The 16,493-nt window shown below is 69.1% G+C and carries 10 protein-coding genes and 1 pseudogene; 6 read left to right on the forward strand and 5 right to left on the reverse strand.

Annotated elements, in window-relative coordinates; all coding sequences use genetic code 11:
* Positions 1 to 45 precede the first annotated feature (45 nt).
* Positions 46 to 3,870: a LamG-like jellyroll fold domain-containing protein gene (locus tag RAB71_RS00515; protein WP_087943449.1), complete on the reverse strand. Its 3,825-nt coding sequence runs from the start codon at positions 3,868 to 3,870 to the stop codon at positions 46 to 48.
* 271 nt (positions 3,871 to 4,141) lie between these two features.
* Positions 4,142 to 6,919 (reverse strand): TonB-dependent receptor, encoded by a 2,778-nt coding sequence (locus RAB71_RS00520; protein WP_010340588.1) that lies wholly within the window; start codon positions 6,917 to 6,919, stop codon positions 4,142 to 4,144.
* 296 nt (positions 6,920 to 7,215) lie between these two features.
* Here RAB71_RS00520 and RAB71_RS00525 point away from each other — a divergent pair, with 296 nt between their 5' ends.
* Entirely contained in the window at positions 7,216 to 8,238 is a 1,023-nt protein-coding gene (locus RAB71_RS00525; protein ID WP_104609603.1) for a sugar kinase, read from the forward strand.
* A gap of 334 nt (positions 8,239 to 8,572) precedes the next feature.
* Here RAB71_RS00525 and fabV read toward each other — a convergent pair whose 3' ends face one another.
* The gene (gene fabV / locus RAB71_RS00530) at positions 8,573 to 9,778 is read right to left on the reverse strand and encodes an enoyl-ACP reductase FabV (protein ID WP_010341471.1); all 1,206 of its coding nucleotides are present in this window, start codon (positions 9,776 to 9,778) and stop codon (positions 8,573 to 8,575) included.
* 504 nt (positions 9,779 to 10,282) lie between these two features.
* Here fabV and RAB71_RS00535 point away from each other — a divergent pair.
* Positions 10,283 to 11,254 (forward strand): annotated as a pseudogene (locus RAB71_RS00535) (IS110 family transposase).
* Positions 11,255 to 11,391: 137 nt separating this feature from the next.
* On the opposite strand, the gene RAB71_RS00540 reads toward RAB71_RS00535, so the two are convergent.
* Both RAB71_RS00540 and RAB71_RS00545 read right to left on the reverse strand, forming a co-directional pair.
* Entirely contained in the window at positions 11,392 to 12,024 is a 633-nt protein-coding gene (locus RAB71_RS00540) for a response regulator transcription factor (RefSeq protein ID WP_010340637.1), read from the reverse strand.
* Complete coding sequence (locus tag RAB71_RS00545) at positions 12,021 to 13,118, reverse strand: sensor histidine kinase (RefSeq protein ID WP_010340638.1); 1,098 nt, start codon at positions 13,116 to 13,118, stop codon at positions 12,021 to 12,023. The genes RAB71_RS00540 and RAB71_RS00545 overlap by 4 nt, the downstream gene beginning before the upstream one ends.
* A gap of 224 nt (positions 13,119 to 13,342) precedes the next feature.
* On the opposite strand from RAB71_RS00545, the gene RAB71_RS00550 reads away from it, so the two are divergent.
* The 4 genes from RAB71_RS00550 (at position 13,343) to lldD (ending at position 16,467) form a co-directional block, all read left to right on the forward strand.
* Positions 13,343 to 13,924 (forward strand): isoprenylcysteine carboxylmethyltransferase family protein, encoded by a 582-nt coding sequence (locus RAB71_RS00550; protein ID WP_010340639.1) that lies wholly within the window; start codon positions 13,343 to 13,345, stop codon positions 13,922 to 13,924.
* Between the two features lie 10 nt (positions 13,925 to 13,934).
* Entirely contained in the window at positions 13,935 to 14,390 is a 456-nt protein-coding gene (locus RAB71_RS00555) for a DUF2214 family protein (protein ID WP_010340640.1), read from the forward strand.
* A 102-nt stretch (positions 14,391 to 14,492) separates the two neighbouring features.
* Positions 14,493 to 15,293 carry a transcriptional regulator LldR gene (lldR, locus tag RAB71_RS00560; RefSeq protein ID WP_029561788.1) on the forward strand — a complete coding sequence of 267 codons (801 nt, stop codon included), beginning with the start codon at positions 14,493 to 14,495 and terminating at the stop codon, positions 15,291 to 15,293.
* A 13-nt stretch (positions 15,294 to 15,306) separates the two neighbouring features.
* Positions 15,307 to 16,467, forward strand: a complete 1,161-nt coding sequence (lldD, locus tag RAB71_RS00565) for an FMN-dependent L-lactate dehydrogenase LldD (RefSeq protein WP_010340642.1) — start codon at positions 15,307 to 15,309, stop codon at positions 16,465 to 16,467.
* Positions 16,468 to 16,493: the final 26 nt, after the last annotated feature.

A 16,493-nucleotide genomic window follows, 5' to 3' on the forward strand; every position in this document is an offset into this window, starting at 1 on the left:
CTTCCCGTTATCGCAGGGAGTGCTGCTCGCGTATGCTCTGCTGGATCAGGGCAACTCCATAGCGTTATTGCGCTGCGTCACCTCGTCCACCTCGCTCTCGGTGACTACCCGCAACCGGCCACCGTTGGTACTTGCGCCTGCCGGCACCGCCAGCCGAACGTTCGCGATCCTCGGCTCCAAATCCCGCGGCGCCTCCAACGCAGGAAACCCCGCCCGCGCCAATTCCCGACCACGCGCGTCTTCCAGCACCACAAACCCCGCCGGCGCATCCACATGCCCCAGGCTATGCACGGTGACTTCGATGGCATCGCCCGTCACCCGCACATCCCCCCGCCCGATCCCCAAGTCCGGCCGTAGCTCGACCGGCACCGCAGCCGGCGCGACCAGCTCGAACTCCATCACCACCGTCTTGCCGGCCGGGAATTCCACGTCCACCGCGCCGCTCTTCTCGAACGCGAACTCGCGCGTGGCCGCCTTGCCGTCGATCTTCCCATCGCCATCGCGATCCACGCCCGCGCGCATCCGCCACTGTCCGGCGGCGACATTCCACCCGGTCATCTGCGCCCGCTGCGTCTTGCCGCTGGTGTTGTAGCCGATGACGGTGAAGCGATCCTGCCGGGGCTTGGGCAGCAGCAGCGCCACCTGCACCGCGCCTTCGGGGTCGGCGAAGCGCCAGCTGACGGTGTGGCCGGGGTAGGTCTGGTTGCGCTTGAGGGCGACGCCGCCGAGGCGGGCGCGCTGCAGGTTCACGGTGGGCGATTCGACGCGGTCGCTCCACCAGTGGCCTTCGGTGTTCATGTAGAAGGTCTGCAGCTTGTCGCGGGTCTCGGCGCGGTACAGGGTTTCCAGCCAGCGCGGGTCGCCGCTCTGTTCCCAGGCGACGTGGTGGGCGAAGTCCGGGGCGTCTTCGGCCTCGGCGTCGGCCGCCGCCTTGGCCAGGCTGGCGCCCCAGCTGTCGCGCTTGCCGAGCACGTCGAGGAAGTTCTCGTTGAGCAGGGACAGGCCGCCGGGGCCGGCCTTGGCGACGCGGTAGTCGATGGGCTGGAGGTAGCGCGCATCGCCGGTCCAGCGGTACGCGGCCCAGAAGGTATGCAGGGTGTCGGGGCCGCCGCTGCCGTCGAATAGGCTGCCGCCGCGTGTCTTGCCGGTGGCCCAGTTGATCTCGTTGGGCAGCGTCCATTGGCCCTTGGCGTCGGTGTAGGCATGGGCCAGGTAGCCGTCGGCCAGGCCGGTGACGATGCGGCGGCTGTTGGGATCGGCGTTGTAGCCGCCCAGCAGCAGCGCCGGGTGCAGGATCGGGAACGAGTAGGGTTTTTGCCACTGCCAGTTCGGCTCGCGGTAGACCTTGCGCCCGCCGAACCAGTTGCTGGCGAACAGCAGGTGGCCCTGCGGGTTGACCTGGATGATGTTGTCGAACGCCTTCACCGTGCGCATCAGCCGCTCCACCGTCAGCGGGTCGCCCCAGTTGAGGTAGAGCATTTCGCTGTTGATGTTGATGCCGTCCTCGTAGGAATGCAGTTCGTCGGTCTCGATGGTGGAGAGGCCGTCGGTGAACATGCCGTTGCGGTAGTTGGCGTCGGACAGGGCGGTGAGCGAGGCATTGAGTTTGTCCGGGTCCACGCCCATCAGGGCGACGCCGGGCCATTGCTGGGTAAGGTCGGAATCGTCGGAGATGCCGCCGCCGAAATCGCCGTAGTCGACCTGTCGCTCGTCGATCCACCAGTTGATGTAGCGGCGCGTGGCCTTGAGGTCTTCCAGCTGCCAGAACGCCCAGCCCGGCACGCCCTTGGGCGGCTGCGGCAATTGCACCGGCAGCGGGCCCTGGTTGCCGTAGCTGATGTCGGCCCAGTACTGGCGGCCCAGCGCGTTGTCCGGGTCCACCCGCAGCAGGTCGTGGATGTCGGCATCCAGGCGCGCGTACAGGCGCTGGCGCTTGGAGGTGGTGTGTTCCTCGACCAGGAAGCCCCAGTTGTCCTTGACCTGGTTGAAGCGGTCGGCGATGTGCTCGACCTTGGCCTGCTCGCGCGGCTTGAACAGCAGGCGGATCTGCGCGCCGTCCAGCGCGCGCGCGTCGAAGCCGGGGGCGGCCGAGGCGATGCTGAGCATCAGGCTGTCGTCGGTCAGGATGCGGTCGCGCAGATCCAGCCACAGCGTGCGCGCCTGCCCGGGCGCGACCGAGACCGACACGTCGAGCATGTCGCGGCCGGGCCAGATCGGATCCTTGACGCGGATGTTGAGCGGAATCAGGCCGTTGTGCGTGGCCGGCAGCCGCAGCGCCGGCAGGTCGATGGCAATGCCGTCCAGGCCGTCGTGCATGTTCTCCCAGCCGTAGGACCAGCTGCGCATCAGCGACTGCGCGGCCGGTGCGTCGCCGAGGTTGGAGGGGATGAGCACATGCACGATGGGCAGCGGCGGCACCGCGGTCTTGTCGTCGGCACGCTTGCGCGAGGGCGCCTTGGTCGGCAGCGCGACCACGGTGCTGCGTTCGTCCGGCGGGTAGCGCCCGGCGATGTAGGCGCGCAGCGCGGCGAGGTTGGCGTAGTCCGGGGCGATGTCGCTGCGCACGGTGTAGCGCAGCGTGGCGCTCGGGTTGGCCGGCTCGGCGCCGGCGCCGACGTCGTAGGCCCAGATTTCCTGGATCGGGGTTTCCTGGGCGACGTTGCTGAAACGCAGGTGGCCGCCGCGGCGGCGTTCGAACTGGTCGACGCTGCGCACGGTGCCCTGGGCGCGCGCGAACAGCGGCGCAGGCGTGGCGCCAACGGCGGCATAGGTGGCCTGGCCGTAGGCGGCGCCACGCAGTTCGATGCGGTTGAACGGTTCGTCGGGCAGGGCCAGGTCCAGCGCCTTGCCGCCTTCGACGTAGACGTTCCAGTCGGGCAACTGGAAGTAGTCGTTGCGGCCGGGCAGGCGCGAGCGGTTGTACACGCCGGGCCAGGTGGTCTCGGCGATGCCGTCGGTCGCCTTCCACATCCATTCCTTGAGGTCCTTGGCGTCGGCGAACTCGACCTTGCGGATGCGCGTGGACGGGGCATCCAGCGCAGGCGGAGCGCGGCCGTGGTCCCAGCCGAAGCGGTGCAACCAGGCGTTGCGCGCGGCGCTCTCCGGCACGGCCTCGGCGCTGCGCGGCTCCTGCTGCCTGGCCAATGCGGCGACGCCGGCGGCATCGAGCATGCGGTCGTAGACGCGGATCTCGTCGACGTCGCTGCCGCGCAGGAAGTTGTAGCGGCTCTGCACTTGGTGCGGCGCCAGCACGCGCGCGGCCAGGCCGAGCTGGTCGAGCGCGGCGTCGAAGTCGAGCGAGCCGCCATCGGCGCAGGCCTGGGTGCAGTCCACGCGCGCGGCTTCCTTGCCGTCCACGTACAGGCGCACGCCGCGGGTCTCATCCCAGGCGAAGGCCAAGTGGGTCCAGGCGCTGGGTGCGGGGACCTTGCCGAGCTTGAAGGAGACGCGGGTGCGCGCCAGGTTGGCGTCGGTGACGAAGGCATCGAAGCCGTGGCCGTTCCAGTCGATGCGCAGCCAGGCCATGTCCCAGCTGGTGTGGTCGGCGTAGCCGACGCGGAAGATCACGAACGGGGCTTCGCCCACCGGGTAGCGCGAGCGCCAGAAGAACGACAACGTGCCGCGCTGGGTGTAGAGGTTGCCGGGGGCGTTCCAGGACAGCACGCCGTCGTCGGCCCATTCGATGGCTTGGCCGGAGACGCCGGTGGGCACCAGGGCGATCTTGTCGCGGAAGTTGGGTGTCGGGTCACCTTGGGCGACATCGGCGTCCAGGCCGTGGTCGGCGGAGACGCGGAACAGGAGTTCGGGAGTAGCGGCTGTGGCGATGGTGGGACAGACGAGTCCGCACAGCAGGGCGAGACTGTGGAGCATGCTGCGCAGGCGCATGGGCAGTGCCGTGGAAGACCGAGGCCGGCTGTCGCGGCTGAAGCCGCTCCTACGAGGAGCAGGTGCGCGCGTAGGAGCGGCATCAGCCGCGACGATGTGGTCGGCGACGGCGCCACTGCGAATTGCCTGTTTCATCTCGCTCCTTTGCGATCGGCGCGCACCATTCCGGTACGCGTCGATCTCCCTCCCCGACCCGCGAGTATGCGGGCAGCGGGGCGTTGCCGATGCCGCAGCGCGGCACCGGCGCACGCAGACATCAGAACTTGTAACGCACCCCGATCGCGTACTGGCGGCCGGTCTCGCTGTAGGTCAGCGGCAGCTGCGCGCCGCCCGCGCTGGTCTGCACCCACTCGTAGTACGGCACGTTGGTCAGGTTCGACCCTTCCAGGCTGATGTCGATCTTCTCGTCGATCTTGTAGGTCAGCTTGGCGTCGACGACATTGGTGCCGCGCATGCCGTGCATGTCGAAGCCGGTTTCCGTGGCCGGCACCTGGGTCAGGTAGCCGTCGCGGTGGGTCAGCGACACGCGGCCGCTGAAGCGTTCGCCTTCGTAGAACAGCGTGGCGTTGTACGAGTTCTTCGACAGGCCGGTGAGGTCGGTGTTGAACGACAGCGCGCCGGTGCCGGTGACGTACTGGATCTTCGACTGCACGTAGGTGTAGTTGAGCTGGGTGCCGAAGTTGGCCCACTTGCCGGGCAGGAAGCTGAAGGGCTGGATGTAGTTGAACTCGGCGCCCTTCAGCTTGCCGCCCGGGGTGTTGAGCGGCACGCTGAAGACGAAGTCGTCGCTGGCCGCCGCGCCGGTGCCGTCGAGCAGGCTGACCGGCAGGCCGCTGCTGGAGTACGGGGCGATGGTGCGCGCGGTCTGCACGAAGCTGTCGATATCTTTGTAGAACAGCGCCAGGCCCAGCATCGCGCCTTCCTGCAGGTACCACTCGAAGCCGAGGTCGGCAGTCTTGGCGCGGATCGGATCCAGGTTCGGATTGCCGCCGCTCACCGTGCGCGCACCGCCGGCGACGGCGACGGTCACGCCCGGGGTCAGGCTGCCCAGCCCCGGACGCGTCATCACCTTGGCGGCGCCGAAGCGGATCAGGAAGTCCGGGGTGATCTCGGCGACCAGGTTCAACGACGGCAGGGTGTCGTGGTAGTCGCGCTCGACCGTGGTGTTGATCAGGTTGGTGCCGACCAGGGCATAGCCGGTGGAGGACTGGTTGGTCTTCACGTAGCGCACGCCGACGTTGCCGGAGAACGGGATCGCGCCGATGTCGAAGGCGAAGTCGCCCATCAACCAGGCGCCGCGGTCCTTCTCTTCCACGCTGCGGGTGTTGACCGCGCGCTCGGTCAGCGTCCAGGTGCCGGTGCCGCTGTAGATGCCCAGCGCATCGGCGATGCCGTTGAGGTCGGGCACCGCCCAGTTCGACGGCGTGCCCTCGATGCCCTTGAGCCCGGCCAGCGTCACCAGGTCGACCGGCACGATGCGGTTGCCGGTGGCGAAGGTCGGCACGCTGGTTTCGGAGGCGCGGCGGAACTCCTTGGTGTCGAAGCCGTAGTTCTTGGCCAGCACGCCGCCCTTGAGGGTGAAGTTCGGGCCCAGGTTCCACTCGAAGTTCAACGAGCCGGTGTCGAAGCTGTTGTTGGCCGACTGCGGACGCATGCGCACTTCGGCCAGGGTCCAGCCGTTGGCGGCGGTCGGGTCGATGCCGTAGTTGAACACCGGCGAGGTGTAGCTGTTGCGGTAGTCGTAGCTGTACCCGGCGACGTTGTTCTTGTCCATGATGATCGTGGTCTGGATCGGGTTCCGGTGCTTGGAACTGGAGCTGCCGATCTCGCCGGTGATCTTGAAGGTGTCGCTGAAGCGGTGCTCGCCGTTGAGGGTGAGCTGCTTGAAGACCGTGTTCCACTCGTCGTGGCGGTTCTCCGAGCGGATGTCGACGTTGTCGAAGCGGCCGTACAGCAGCGCGCCGGAAGCCGGGTCGACGTAGCCGTCGCGCACGATCATGTCCGGCTTGCCGTTCTGCGAGCGGCCGCGGCTGAAGCTGATCGCCTCGATGTAGTGCTCGTCGCGCTTGGCATCGATCTTGGAGTACAGGCCGTCCAGCGAAAACTCGGTGCTGTCGTTGGGCTTCCACTGCAGCGACCCGGTCACGCCCAGGCGGTTCTGCTCGTGCTCCATCTGCGTGTAGCGCGGGATGCGCGGGCTGAACACGTTGGCGCTGTTGGCCGCGGCGAACGGCGAGGCGGCGCTGTAGCCGTTGTTGCTGGGGCCGTTGGCCCAGCGCGTGGTGCCGCTGCCTTCCTCGAGCACCTGGCGCTCGGAATAGGCCACCGACATCAGCGCGCCGAAGGTGCCGTCGGCCCAGGTGTTGGCGACCAGCGCGGCGATGCGCGGATCGGCCTTCTGCGACATGCCGTTGTAGGTGGCCTGGCCGTTGGCGGCGAAGGTGAAGCCGTCGTAGTCGAATGGCCGCGCGGTGCGCAGGTCGACCGTGGCGCCCAGCGAGCCCTCCTCGACGTCGGCCGAGGCGGTCTTGCGCACCACCATCTGGGTGAACAGGTCCGAGGCGAACACGTTGAAGTCGAAGCCGCGGCCGCGGTTGGTGCCGCCGCTCTGGTCGCTGGCGCCGACCGTGGTCAGCGCTTCCATGCCGTTGATGCGCACGCGGGTGAAGTCGGGGCCGAGGCCGCGCACGGAGATGTTGCGGCCTTCGCCGGCGTCGCGGGTGATGACCACGCCGGGGATGCGCTGCAGCGATTCGGCCAGGTTGGTGTCGGGGAACTTGCCCACGTCCTCGGCGACGATGGCGTCGACCATGCCCTTTTCGGCGCGCTTGATGTCCAGCGCCTTCTCCACGCTGGCGCGGTAGCCGGTGACGACGACGGTGTCGAGCTCGGTGGTGGCATCGGCCGAGGCCGTGGCGGGCGGCGCGGACGCCGGCGCCTCCTGCGCCTGCACGGCTCCGGCCTGCAGGGCCAGGCCGATCGACAGCGCGAGCAAGGTAACCGGTGTCTTCCGGCGTTCGGTACGTGATTGCATGTCCTCCCCTCCCAAGGGTTCCATGACGGCGTTGAACTACGGGCGTTGTCGCGAATGACACCGCTAGTCAAAACCAACGTTAACAGTTGCGAAACATTGCGGCATCTTGCAGCGCAACAGAGTGCCCGGCGACCGCAGGGTCTTTTCAGTCAATGAGATAGCGCACGATCGCGACGCGGGCCAGTGCCGAACCGCGTGCTGCCGCACGAAAATGACACCGCTAGTCAGTTTTTCTGGCCGAGGTGCGCGTTTCGCGGCATGCTTGGCGTCCCTTCGGCCGCCCGGACCCGCCCGCCATGACCGTTTCCCGCATCGTCTGCTTCGGCGAACTGTTGCTGCGCCTGGGCGCGCCCGGCCACGAACGGCTGCTGCAGACGCCGCGGCTGGAGGTGCAGGTGGGCGGTGCCGAGGCCAATGTGGGCGTGGCGCTGGCGCATTTCGGCCATGCCGTCTCGGTGGTCAGCGTGCTGCCCGACAACCCGCTGGGCCAGGGCGCGGCCGGCGAACTGCGCCGGCATGGGGTGGACACCGGCGGCATCCGCTTCGTGCCCGGGCGCATGGGCCTGTACTTCCTCAGCACCGGCGCCGGGCACCGGCCCAGCGAGGTCACCTACGACCGCGCCGGTTCGGCCTTCGCGCTGGATGCGGGCGACCAGCACGACTGGCCTGCGCTGCTGCGGGGCGCGCAGTGGCTGCACCTGTCCGGGGTGACCCCGGCGCTGGGCGAACGCGGCGCGGCGGCGGCGCTGGCGGCCGCGCAGGCGGCACGCGCGGCCGGGGTGCGGGTGTCGTTCGACGGCAACTACCGGCCCAAGCTGTGGGAGGCCTGGCACGGCGATGCGCCGGGCATCCTGCGGCAGTTGCTGGCGCAGACGGACGTGCTGTTCGCCGACTACCGCGACCTGGAAGTGGTGCTGGGCCACCGCTACCCGCAGGACAGCGTGCAGGCGCGGGTGGAAGCGGGCGCGCGCGATGCTTTTGCCGCGTTCCCGCAGCTGCAGGCGATGGCCTGCACCCAGCGCGTGGCGCACAGCGTGGACCGGCACAGCCTGGGCGCGATGCTGTTGCGCCGCGACGGCAGCGTCGCGCAGGCGCCGGCCGAGGAGCTGAGTGGCATCGTCGACCGCATCGGGGGCGGCGACGCCTTCGCCGCCGGCGTGCTGCACGGCTTGAGCCGGGGATGGGACGACACCGCCACGATCCGCTTCGGCCTGGCCGCCGGCTGCCTCAAGCACACGCTGCCGGGCGACGTGCTGGCGCTGAGCGAAGCCGAGGTGCAGGCGTGCGTGGGGGCGACGCGGTTCGATGTGAGGCGTTGAAGAGCCGGGAATGGGGAATAGGGAGTGGGGAATCGTGAAGGCGCTGGCGCTGCGGGGTTTGCGTGCGAATCGGCGTTGCGGTGCGGCGGGGTTTTTCGGCTTGATGGTGTGCGGTCAGTTCGGGCATCGCGGCTTCGTTTGTCGCGGCTGAAGCCGCTCCTACGAGACGAGAGCACGCGCTGCACCCGTAGGAGCGGCTTCAGCCGCGACCGGCCATCGCACGTTGGCGATGCGAGGTGCAAAAGAAAACGGCCGACATCGCTGCCGGCCGCATCTCTTTCCGGGATTCGGGATCAACGCGACTCCCGAATCCCCACTCCCCAATCCCGGCTCCTCAGAGCTCCACACAATCGAACTTCACGTCCGGGTCGACGTCGGCGTCGTAGTCCACGTCCTGGCGTTCGAAGCCGAACAGCTTGAGGAACTCGTGCTTGTAGCCGGCGTAGTCGGTGAGCTGGAACAGGTTCTCGGTGGTCACCTGCGGCCACAGCGCCTTGCAGGCGTCCTGCACGTCGTCGCGCAATTCCCAGTCGTCCAGGCGCAGACGGTTCTCGTCGTCGGTGGCCGCGGGCTGGCCGTCCTCGCGGTACAGGCGTTCGCGGAACAGGCGGTCGGCCTGCTCGATGGTGCCTTCGTGCAGGCCCTTTTCCTTCATGATCTTGTAGACCATGGAGATGTACAGCGGCATCACCGGGATCGCCGCGCTGGCCTGGGTCACCACCGATTTCAGCACCGCCACGTTGGCTGCGCCGCCGTGCTGCTGCAGGCGGGCGTGCAGGCGCTGCGCGGTCTGGTCGAGGTCGACCTTGGCCTTGCCCAGCGCGCCGTGCCAGTAGATCGGCCAGGTGATCTCGGTGCCGATGTAGCTGAAGGCCACGGTGCGCGCGCCCGGGGCGAGCACGCCGGCGCCTTCGAGCGCGTCGATCCACAGTTCCCAGTCCTGCCCGCCCATCACGGTGACGGTGTCTTCGATCTCCTGCTCGGTGGCCGGCTCGATCGAGGCCTCGATGATCGCGTCCTTGTTGGTGTCGATGGCGGTGGCGGTGTAGGTCTGGCCGATCGGCTTGAGCGCCGAGCGCTTCACTTCGCCGGTGCCCGGCAGCTTGCGCACCGGCGAGGCCAGCGAATACACCACCAGGTCGACCTGGCCGCCCATGTCCTGCTTGATCAGTTCGATGACCTTGGCGCGCGCCTCGTCGGAGAATGCGTCGCCGTTGATCGACTTGCTGTACAGGCCGGCGGCCTTGGCTTGCTTGTCGAAGGCGGCGGCGTTGTACCAGCCGGCGGTACCGGCCTTCTTCTCGCTGCCGGGCTTTTCGAAGAACACGCCGAGGGTGGCGGCGCCGAAGCCGAACGCAGCAGTGATGCGCGAGGCCAGGCCGTAGCCGCTGGACGCGCCGATCACCAGCACGTTCTTTGGCCCATCGTGGCGCACGCCGCGCGCGCGCGTGGCGGCGATCTGCTCGAGCACGTTGCGCTCGCAGCCGAGCGGATGCGTGGTGGTGCAGATGAAACCGCGGACTTTCGGATGGATGATCAACGTGAATTCCTCGTCGGCACAATGCCCGCGGCATCTTAATGTCTGCGGCGGGCGCACAGAAGTCCCGGTGGTAGCACACGGCGGGGTATGGAGGTCGGTGTGGGTGGAGGCGCGAGCGTCTAGGTGGCGTCGCGTCGCGACTGAAGTCGCTCCCACCAAAGGCGGCATCGCGGTAGCGGATGCTGTGCTGGCGGGAAGGCAAAGCGCTTATCGGGGAGCCACGCACCGCAACGTCGGTTGTCGCGGCTGAAGCCGCTCCTTGTATCTGGACATATCGCCCCTAAACAGGCGTCATGTCTTCCGACTGATCATCGGAGGAGGTTTGGGAGGTCCAGTCGCTCCTAAAGCTTCGAGCTTGCATCGTAGATCGGCTCCGCCCTCCACATGCTGGCCCTTGTGTGTCCGAACGGTATCCAGAGTCCGCCCCCGGGCGTGAACTCGCATCGACAAGGCAGGACCGGGCACAGCGCCGATCATGACCCTGACACGATGGAGGAATCGCGTATGTCTCCCGTCATCGGCATCGACGTCGCCAAACGCAGTTTCGATGTGGCCATCGATCTGACCAATGGCAAGCACCGTACCAAGGCCAAGTTGTCCAACGATGCCAAGGGCTTCCAGGCCCTGCAGGCATGGCTGCAGACGCATGCGCAGCCCGATAGCTGGATCGCCATGGAGGCCACCGGCACCTACCACTAGGCGCTGGCCGAGTTCCTCCACGCACGCGGCTATCGGGTGTGCGTGCTCAACCCGGCGCAGACGGCCGCGTACGCACGCAGCCAGCTCAGCCGGGTCAAGACTGATCGCAGCGATGCCAAGCTGATCGCCAGCTATGCCTTGCGTCACCGCGAACAGTTACGCCGTTGGCACCCTGATCCGCCGGCGCTCAAGCAGCTCAAAGCGCTGGTGCGCCGGCGCCAGGACCTGCAACAGATGCTGCAGATGGAGCGCAACCGGCTGGAGGTCGCTCCGGCCCAGGTAAAGGACTCGATCCAGGTCCATCTGGCCGATCTGCAACACCACATCGCCCAGATCGAGCAGGCCATCGATGACCATATCGACCAGGATCCGACCTTGCGTGGGCAGCGCGAGTTGCTGGTGAGCATCCAGGGGATTGCCGACACCAGCGCGGCCTTGATGCTGGCCGAACTTGGCGATGTGAGGCGCTTCGCCGATGCCTCGGCGGTGACCGCCTTCGCGGGCCTGAATCCGTGCCTGCAGGAGTCGGGCGAGCGCAAAGGCCACGTCTGCATCTCGCGCACCGGCTCGCCCCGCCTGCGCGCGGGCCTGTTCATGCCGGCCCTGGTGGCCATGACCCACAACCCAATCATCCGCACGCTGAAACAGCGGCTGAGCGAACGCGGCAAAGCCGGCAAGCAGATCGTGTGCGCCGCCATGCGCAAGCTCCTGCACCTGGCCTACGGGGTTCTCAAATCGGGCACGGCGTTCGATCCGAAAAGGGCCCTTGCCTGCTAGGGGGTAAGACGGTATCTACGATGTCGGACGGTGCCGCCATTGGGACGGTGCCACGATGCCGGATGGAGACAGTGTGGGAGGGACTTCAGTCCCGACGCGCTGCCGGTGGACGTCGCGGCGTCACCGCTGTGCACGCATCAGATGATGCGCAGGGTGATCGCCTTGAGCACGGCGCGGGTGCGGTCGCGGGTGCCGAGCTTGTCGAGGATGGTGGAGACGTAGTTCTTCACCGTGCCCTCGGCCAGGAACAGGCTGCGCGCGATCTCCTTGTTCGAGTAGCCGCCGGCGAGCAGGCGCAGGATCGCCACTTCGCGTTCGTTGAAGGTGTCGCGCGGGGCGTCCTCGTCGCGGTAGCGGTAGCGCGCGCGCACCGGGTCGGTGCTGACCGGCTGCAGCAGGGTTTCGCCGGCGGCCACGCGCGCGATCGCCTCGCGCAGGTCTTCCGGCGCGGCGTCCTTGAGCAGGAAGCCCTGCGCGCCGGCGGCGGTGGCGCGCAGCAGCAGGTCCGAGTCGTCGAAGGTGGTGAGCAGCAGCACCGGCGTGCGGTCGCCGCGCGCGCGCAATTGCTGCAGTGCCTGGATGCCGTCCATGCCCGGCATGCGGATGTCGCTGAGCACCACGTCCACCGGCGTGGCCGCCACCACGTCGAGCAGCGCCTGGCCGTCGTCGGCCTCGCAGGCGACGACGATGCCCTGGGTCTGCAGCAGCGCGCGCAGGCCCGCGCGTACCAGCACCTGGTCGTCGGCCAGGGCGATCCGCAGCGCGCTCACAGCGGCAGCCTCGCACTCAACTGCATGCCGCCGAGCGGCGTGCGGCCCAGTTCCAGGCGCCCCTGCAATGCGGCCAGACGCTCGCGCATGCCGGCGATGCCGTTGCCCTCGCGGATGCGCTCGGCGCGGTGGCCGTCGTCCTCGATGTCCAGGCACAGCTGCTGCCGGTCCTGGCCCAGGCGCACCCGCACATGTGCGGCGTCGGCATGCCGCGCGGCATTGGTCAGCGCTTCCTGCACCAGCCGCAGCAGGGTCTCGGCCAGGTGCGGATCGGTGATGCGCAGCGCCGGATCGATCTGTAGTTGCAGTTGCGGCCGTGGGAACGGCGCGGCCAGGGCGCACAACGCCGTCTCCAGGTCCACGCCGCGTTCGTCGCGCAGCGACTGCACCACCGCGCGGATGTCGGCCAGCAGTTCGCCGGACAGCCGCTCCACCGTCGCCAGCTCCGGGCGTTGCGCCAGCGCCGGATCGGCCAGCAGCAGGCGCAACTGGATGCGCAGGGCGGTGAGCTTGTGTCCGGCCACGTCGTGCAGTTCGCGGGCCAGGCGCAGGCGCTCGGCGTCGCGGGTGCTGTCGGCCAGCAGCGCGCGGGTGGCCAGCAGGTCGGCGTTGACCCGCGCCAGCGCCTCGCGCGCCAGTTCGGCGGTGCGCGCGTAGTGCGCGCTGAGGCCGGCGAAAGCATGGAAGCCGGCGTAGATCAGCGTGGTCAGCAGCGGATGCTTGATGCCGGCGGCGGACAGCGCCAGGAACGTGCCCAGGTTGGCCAGCAGCGCCAGCGCCAGCACCGGCCGCGGCGGCCACTGCAACGCCACCTGCGCGACCACCACCACCAGCAACACCGGCGCGGTGCCGACGTGCGGCTCCAGCCAGACCAAGGCCATCGCCGCGGCCGCTTCGACCCAGAGCGCGGCGTCGCGCCAACGCGCGGGCAGGTAGTGGGCGCCGAGCAGCGGCAGCAGGAACAGCGTCGCCGCGATCCAGCGCCAGACGGCCAACGCATGTGTCGCGAACTGGAACGACCACAGCACGGTGGCCACGGTCAGCAGCCCGGCCAGGCGCTTGGGTTCGATCAGGTCGCGCAGGAATCGGTTCATGCGGCCGATGCTGACCGCGGGCCGATGCCACGGCAATGGGGCGGGCGCAGAAAGTGACTTCCGGCACGCGGACGGCATGACCTGCGGCCACTGCCGCACCACCGGGCACGCGGCACACTGTGTCCATACCCGCCGCATGCCGGACGATCGACACGCAGGACGGGCCCGGTTCATCCACCTTGCCACGCAATGCCGCTGTTGCACGCCGCCACGAGGACGCCGCCATGCCCCTGACCCTGCGCCATCCGGATCTGCTGTTCATGCTGCTCGGCCTGAGCTGGGGCGCCTACGAGATGCTGCTCAGCCGCCGCCGTCGCGCCGCCGACGGCGGTGCCCGCGACCAGGGCACGCTGCGCCTGCTGTGGCGTGTGCTGTACGCGGCGGTGGCGCTGGGCGTGGTGCTGTCGATGCTCGGCGTGTGGCGGTATGCGCCGCACCTGCAGGAGCCGCTGCGCTGGACGGCCTGCGTGCTGCTGGCCGGCGGGCTGGCGCTGCGGCTGTGGTCGATCCGGGTGCTGGCGCGCTGGTTCACCGTCGACGTGACCATCCAGGAGGGCCACCGTCTGGTCCGCCATGGGCCGTACCGCTATCTGCGCCACCCCTCCTACACCGGCGCGCTGCTGGCGTTCTACGGGCTGGCGCTGGGCATGGGCAACGTGCTGTCGCTGCTGGTGATCGTGCTACCGGTAACCTGGGCATTCCTGCGCCGCATCCGGGTGGAGGAAGCGATGCTGACCCAGGCCTTCCCCGAGGACTACCCGGACTACGCCGCGCACAGCTGGCGGCTGCTGCCGTGGGTGTGGTGAGGCCGCGCCGATGGGCAATGTCGACCTGCTGCTGGCCGCCCTGCACCACCTGGCGATGCTGCTGCTGATCGCCGCGCTGGTGGCCGAATGGACCCTGTTGCGCGGGCCGTTGGAGCGCATCCAACTGACGCGGCTGGTCCGCATCGACGCCATCTACGGCGTGGCCGCGCTGCTGATCCTGGCGATCGGCGCGTTGCGGGTGCGCTATGGCCTCAAGGGCGCCGACTACTACCTGCACAACCCCTGGTTCTGGGCCAAGCTCGGCACCTTCGCGGCGATCGGCCTGCTCTCGCTGGTGCCGACGCTGCGCCTGTTGCGCTGGCGCCGGCAGGCGCGGCGGCAGCCGGATTGGGCGCCGCCGCCCGCGCAGGTGCGCACGCTGCAGCGCTTGCTCGGGCTGGAACTGGCCCTGGTGGCAGCCCTGGTGGTGCTGGCCGCGGCGATGGCGCGCTATCGGTTGTTCTGATTGGTATGACCAATGCGGCACCGCATGTTACTGCGGTGATTGACGTTGCGTGAAACGTGGCGCCTAATGGCCAGACCACGCACGCACTTTCACGCAATTGGTATGACCAATCTATCCATTGCCGCCAGCGCCGACGCAGCGGCTGAGCCCCCTGCCCGGCTCAGCGACCGGGTCGCCGCCCAGTTGCGCGCACTGATCGCACACCGCGGCCTGCCGGTCGACGCGCGCCTGCCCGCCGAGCGCGCCCTGGCCGCGGAACTGGGCGTGTCCCGCCCGGTGCTGCGCGAGGCCATCGCACAGCTCGCCAGCCAGGGGCTGCTGCGGGCGCGCGTGGGCGGCGGCACCTACGTGCAACGGCCGCCGACCCCGGAGGACCAGGTGGTGGCGCCGCTGCAGCCGTTCCTGCCGCTGCTGCACGCCGACCCTGAGTACCGCTTCGACGTGCTGGAGGCACGCCATGCGCTGGAGGGCGCCACCGCCTGGCACGCGGCGCTGCGTGCCACCGACGACGACCGCGCGCGCATCGACGCCGCGTTCGAGGCGCTGCTGCAGACCCATGCGCAGGCCGATGCGGCCGCACAGGCGCACGCCGACGCCGACTTCCACCTGGCCATCGCCGAGGCCACCCACAACCGCGTGCTGCTACAGGTGATGCGCGGCCTGTTCGACCTGCTGCAAGCCAATATCTCGCAGAGCCGGCAGCAGTTGTTCGCCTCGCCGCGCATCTTCGCCGCCCTGCACGCCCAGCACCGCGCGCTGCGCGACGCGATCCTGGCCGGCGACCCGGAACGCGCACGCGCCGCCGCGCACGCGCACCTGGAATTCGTGCACAGCGCGCTGCGCACGCTCGACGAGGACGATGCACGCCGCGCGCGTGCCTCGCGCCTGCCCTCCTCTCCCTGACCGCCCTGCCCCGATGATCATTTCCGCCGCCACCGACTACCGTGCCGCCGCCCAGCGCCGGCTGCCGCCGTTCCTGTTCCACTACATCGACGGCGGCGCCTATGCCGAGCACACCCTGCGCCGCAACGTGTCCGACCTTGGCGACATCGCCCTGCGCCAGCGGGTGCTGCGCGACATGTCGGCGCTGGACCTGCACACCGAGCTGTTCGGCGAACGCCTGGCCTTGCCGGTGGCGCTGGCGCCGGTGGGCCTGACCGGCATGTACGCGCGCCGCGGCGAGGTGCAGGCCGCCAGGGCAGCGGTGGCCAAGGGCGTGCCGTTCACCCTGTCCACGGTGTCGGTGTGCCCGATCGAGGAAGTGGCGCCGGCGATCGACCGGCCGATGTGGTTCCAGCTGTATGTGCTCAAGGACCGCGGCTTCATGCGCAATGCGCTGGAGCGGGCCAAGGCGGCCGGCGTGACCACCCTGGTGTTCACCGTGGACATGCCGGTGCCGGGTGCGCGCTATCGCGACGCGCATTCGGGCATGAGCGGCCCCAACGCGCCGCTGCGGCGCATGCTGCAGGCGCTCACGCATCCGCGCTGGGCCTGGGACGTGGGCCTGCACGGGCGCCCGCACGACCTGGGCAACATCTCCACCTACCGCGGCCACCCCACCGGGCTGGCCGACTACATCGGCTGGCTCGGCGCCAACTTCGATCCGTCGATCTCGTGGAAGGACCTGGAGTGGATCCGCGAATTCTGGACCGGGCCGATGCTGATCAAGGGCATCCTCGACCCGGCCGACGCGCGCGATGCGGTGCGTTTCGGCGCCGACGGCATCGTCGTCTCCAACCATGGCGGACGCCAGCTCGATGGCGTGCTGTCCAGCGCGCGGGCGTTGCCGGCGATCGCCGATGCGGTGAAGGGCGAGTTGAAGATCCTGGCCGACTCCGGCGTGCGCAGCGGCCTGGACGTGGTGCGCATGCTGGCGCTCGGCGCCGACGCGGTGCTGCTCGGCCGCGCCTTCGTCTACGCGCTGGCCGCCGCCGGCCAGGCCGGGGTGGAACACCTGCTGGGCCTGATCGAGAAGGAGATGCGGGTGGCGATGACCCTGACCGGCACCAGGTCGATCGCGGCGATTTCGCGCGAATCGCTGGCGCAGGTGACGCGCGAGGCGATGGTCTCTGCGTAAAGCCGGTCGCGGCAGCCCTGGCGCCG

Origin of the sequence: Xanthomonas sacchari (genome assembly GCF_040529065.1) — a bacterium.
In the GTDB taxonomy this organism is placed as follows: domain Bacteria; phylum Pseudomonadota; class Gammaproteobacteria; order Xanthomonadales; family Xanthomonadaceae; genus Xanthomonas_A; species Xanthomonas_A sacchari.